The 2809-nt window shown below is 52.2% G+C and carries 2 protein-coding genes; both read left to right on the top strand.

All coding sequences use genetic code 11. From position 1 onward, the window contains the following. Positions 1–1810: serine/threonine protein kinase (locus tag RMSM_RS17835; protein ID WP_040767851.1), on the top strand; the 1810-nt coding region annotated here is incomplete at its 5' end. Positions 1811–1982: 172 nt separating this feature from the next. Then, positions 1983–2809 (top strand): DUF1559 domain-containing protein (locus RMSM_RS17830; protein ID WP_040767849.1); only part of this gene is annotated, 827 nt, incomplete at its 3' end.

Raw genomic sequence — 2809 nt, 5'->3', positions numbered from 1 at the left:
GTTCGACATGGACGTCGATCCAGAGGGCCGCCCCTTCTTTACGATGGAATTAAAACAAGGGCAATCGCTACGCGAGAAAATCAAGTCGCTGCAAAACAATGAACGGGTAAAGGAAGAATTTTCACTGCCCCATCGACTGCAGGTCTTTGTGCGAGTTTGCGATGCCATTGCCTACGCGCATTCACGCCGCGTTCTGCATCTAGACATCAAACCCGAAAACATCTTTGTCGGCAATTTTGGGGAAGTGAAGGTCTGCGATTGGGGAATGGGAGTCGTGATGGCTAGCGAATCGGGACAGAACGAGTCGACGGTGCTGCTCGATCCCGATCTGTATGGTTCGCTGCTCGAATCGGCCAGTGGGACGCCAATCTATATGGCTCCCGAGCAAACCGACAAACGGCAACAAAGAACGCCTCAAATGGACATCTACGCGCTGGGTTGTCTGTTACAGGAAATGTTGACCTTGAAACTACCCACGCAATCGAAATCGACGAATGCCAAAATCGATTCGGCGCTGGCCGCTACGATTGCTCGAGCAATGGCGAATGAGCCGGCTGATCGCTACCAAAACGTCGAATCATTACGCGAGGACATCTCGCGATTTCTGCTTGGCTATAGCACGTCGGTCGAGCGAACCAGTTTGCTGCGTGAGGCGAGATTGTTCTATCGACGACATCGCGATGCCTGCTCAATGGCGCTCGGCTTGCTGACCATTTTGGCGATCTGTGTTACCTATTTTGTGCTGCAGCTTCGCAATAGTCGCGAACAGGCACTGTCGGCGAAAGCGGTCGCGGTCGAAGCGAATGGTAACTTGCAGGTGGCTTATGAAAGAGCCGAACATTCTCAATCAATTGCTGAAGAGGCTCAAGCATTCGCCGAACAGGCACACCTGCACGCCTTGGCGGCGCTGGAAAGCTCTGAACAAGCAAAGCGAGAGGCAGAGAGTTCTCTGGCGAAGTACCTGGCTGAGAAAAAGGAGTCCGATCGACGTCGTGCTCACCAAATTGTCGCTGCCTCAAGACACTCTGAATTTGTTCTTGATTCGGCGTTACAGCGAGAGGAGACATTGCGGCCTGCGATCAAACTAACGCTCGACCACTTGGACTCGATTCTCGACTTTAATCCTCCGCCGAGTTCGCATGCCTGGACCCAAAAGTTTTGGATTTTGTTTCTCACTCAAGATTTTAAAGCGGCGCTTGAGCTGGTCGAAAACGGCAAACAGATTACCCCCGGTCTCGTGCAACTCGCCGAAAAGTATTTGCCACATCTCAATGCGGACGGTTACCTCAACTCCACTCAGCTAATTTCGGTAATGCGTGATTTGATTTCCGCAAACCGTTGGCGAGCACCACTCGCCGAGAAAATGATGATCTATGACGTCGTTCATGATCGCTCGCCCGACGAAAAACTTGCGATCGCACGAGCTTGGGTTTCCATCAACAATTCCCATTGGAATAGTGAAGGAATGACTTACGAACCCGAGACGGCAACGGTGCGTTTGCGTGGAGCAGGTCTGAAACATCTGACCAGAAGCTTTGCAATTTCCGAGCGTCATCCAAATCGGTTCAGTCTGCTGCACATTTTCAAACCTCAAGTGCTGGATCTTCGTGAGACGGGAATTCACGACCTTTCGGAACTCCGTGGCCTCCAGCTTCTCGAACTTGATATTCGACAGACTCCGGTGACGGATCTCACACCTTTGCAGGGGAACCGGACCCTCCGCCGCATCCTCGTCGACCCCGGTCCGGTGTCAGACGCACAAATAGCGAGTCTGCCTACGTGGATCGAAGTGATTACAGAATCCGATTGACGACTCGGCAAATTCAGGATGTCGCATGGCCTGAACAAGGCAAATTTAAAAAATAGACTTTTTTTTCTGAGAACAGTGTTCAGATTTCTGACACCAGTCTCGGTTAAGGGGCTATGAGGAGCATTGTCGCCTCAAGCGAAACTATTTTTTTAAAGCTATTAAAGGTCTGAATATGTCTACGCCAAGTTGTGTCTCGCACAATCGACGAGGTTTCACGTTAGTTGAGTTACTCGTTGTTATCGCCATTATCGGAGTTTTGGTTGGCTTGCTGTTGCCGGCGGTTCAAGCGGCTCGTGAAGCAGCACGCCGAATGAGTTGCAGCAACAACTTCAAACAGATCGGGTTGGCGGTACACAACTACCACGCTGCCTACAATCAAATTTCGACGCATGGCACGGGAACTCCAGGTGGCACCCGAAAACCAACCGCGGGCAATGTTCCGAGAACGCAAAATGGGTTGGAACTGAGTTGGCTCGTTGGCTTGACCCCCTTCATGGAGCAGCAAGCGTTGTGGGAACAAATTTCCAATCCTCTGAAAGACCCTGTGACGGGCCTAAGCTTCCCACCCATGGGACCTGGTCCGCGGATGAGCATCGCAAGCCATACGATTGCGCGGTACGAGCCGTTTCTGACCCAGGTTCCTGGGCTTCGCTGTCCTAGCGATCCAGGCACGGGATTACCAGCACAAGGCCGTACAAATTACGTCGCATGTATTGGCGATTCTGCAGATCTCATCACGGGTGCGATGGACGATAACGGAAATGTCACATCCGCCAACGCAGAGCGAGGTCGAGCTGCCAATCGCGGCTTCTTCGTTCATCGTCAAACATCCCGTTTTCGCGACGTTCTCGATGGATTGTCCAATACCGTTTGTGCCGCTGAGATCGCCACCGATCTGGGTGACAACGACATTCGCACTCGTGCAAATCTGTCGACAACGGGCAATGTGACCGTCGCCAACGGAAACACAACTTGCGACACCTACGTCGACCCTACCCG

This window comes from Rhodopirellula maiorica SM1, from assembly GCF_000346295.1.
Taxonomy (GTDB): Bacteria; Planctomycetota; Planctomycetia; order Pirellulales; family Pirellulaceae; genus Novipirellula; species Novipirellula maiorica.
Note: the sequence above shows the minus strand (reverse complement) of the source record. Positions and strands in the feature narration are given on the sequence as shown.